Genomic DNA, 2,069 nt, shown 5'->3' with positions numbered 1-2,069 from the left:
CTGTGTAAGTATAGCTAAGATCATCTATAGTCATTGCAATACTGCCTCCCTGTAATCCTTCAGATCGTTTCAGATTGGTAATATTACCATTCAGATCATAGCTTATTTTTTCAAAATATTCTTTTGCAGAAGGATTAGTGTCTTTTTGATAAAACCCTGCCTGTAGTCTATTCAAACTGTCATATACGTATCCATATCTTCTAAGATTATCCCCTTGTGTAGTGGAGGTTCTCCAATCTACCTCGGCAATATTTCCGTTATATTTAGCTTTAACTTTTAAATCGGTATAATCTAAATTCGGAGTTTCTAATCCTTCAATTTGGTTGTATTTTATTTCATAACCAAATAATTTTCCATTAACTAAGTTTTTAGGATCATTAATCCTGGTCATCCAGCCTCTGATATTGTACTTATAATCAATACTTTGAAGTGGTGATCCAAGGCTAATTCCTCCGACTTTCTTGTTTTCAAGCTGGGAAAGTTCATTATACTTATTCTGAACAAGAATTTCTTCGGCGTTACTATCTACCTGATGCTTATGAACAAGCAGCCTGTTCTGGTGATCATAGGTGAAATTTTCTGTAATAACTCTTTCCGTATCTGTATTCAATCTTTTATGTCTGGTAATGACAGTCTGTGGAACTCCCGCAAAATCCAGCTTGGATTCTGTTTTGGTATAGCCTCCCAGATGATTAATGGAATGACTTCCAATAGATCTTCCCTTGGTATCGTAATAGGTGTAGTTCTTTGTCCACCCATAATCGCTGGCTTCTGTATTTTTAATATAGCTTGCAGTGGGCAGTCCTTTTGTGCTTACAGTGGAATTCTGCGTATTTTCCTGCAGAACATTTTCTCCCAGAATCTGAGAAGGAACAGCAGGTGATCCTGTGGGATAGGTGTCATAATAATTAAGACTCAGAAAATTATATACCTTATCAAATTTTGGGTATCCTGATGTCACGGAATAATATACATCCATACCACTATAGTTGATGGTCAGTGCAGAGGTTCGGGTTTCGTTGTTACTACCTTTGGTATCTGCATAGTTTTGTTCTTCCAGACGGGAGCTGCCCATGGCCTGGGATATTCCAGTCATGATAACCCTTGAAAACTGATCATATTTGGTGTACAACCATTGTCCTTTGTTTTTTAATTCGGCATCTTGTGTTGCAATCAAACGATCCTGTTTGTCATATACCATATATTCCCAGCCTTTACCAGGAAGTTTCTTTTCTACAAGTCTTCCTCTGCCATCATAGCGGTACTGATAATAGAGGTTTTCCATTGTAGCAGATTCCACAGTGGGAGCTGATGCTAAAGGTGGTATCACAAATGCCAGCTGATCATATTCATTATAAACATAATAAGTATCTGTGTTCTGTGAGGAATTCAATACTTTTCTAACGAGTAAAACCTGCCCTTTACCGTTTTTGAATTCTATGGTTTTATTCCCGTCTTCATCAGTTACTGTATTTTTATACAGTTGTGAAGGCTGGAAATACTGAAGAAGCTGAACAGAGGTTTGGGTTCTGCCATCTACCCATGTTGTAGTAGTTTCATATTTTCTTACATAATCTTCATTGATATTCGTATCATAATCAAATTTAACAGGATTAGCCGTCCAGGCAGTTCCTACCTGAATCTGCTGCTGGATTCTGTCTAATGGTGAATTTTCCAGTATTTTTTCTGCATAGATCTTTTCTGAACCATAAATCCCGGGTTGGGTGGCGTTGGCAAGAGGGCCAGGAACAATAGCCCCATTCAGGGTTCCAGATTGTGGAACAGGCAAAAAGTCTTTTACCTGTCTTCCGAATCCATCATATTCGATATGGGTAACCACATCTCTTCCTAGTGGTGAAGCTTTGATATTCACTATCTGTTTTGGTCTTCCCAACCCGTCAAAATACTGGACGGTTTCTGAGGTCTTTGGGGTTGAAAGGGCAGGGTCTGAAAGATATGTTTTTGAATAAACGTAATTTTCTGTAGTACTTGGGGTTGTCTGTGCATAGGCTAGTCCTGTCACAATCAAAGGACTTATTGGAATGATTATCTTTTTCATCGTGTGTTAA

Annotated in this window: 1 protein-coding gene; it reads right to left on the bottom strand. The window is 38.2% G+C overall.

All coding sequences use genetic code 11. From position 1 onward, the window contains the following. Positions 1-2,059 (bottom strand): DUF6443 domain-containing protein (locus tag DRF60_RS20785; RefSeq protein WP_238640273.1); only part of this gene is annotated, 2,059 nt, incomplete at its 3' end. Positions 2,060-2,069: the final 10 nt, after the last annotated feature.

Origin of the sequence: Chryseobacterium elymi, assembly GCF_003385495.1 — a bacterium.
Classification (GTDB): Bacteria; Bacteroidota; Bacteroidia; order Flavobacteriales; family Weeksellaceae; genus Chryseobacterium; species Chryseobacterium elymi.
This window is presented reverse-complemented; position numbering and strand designations above follow the sequence as displayed.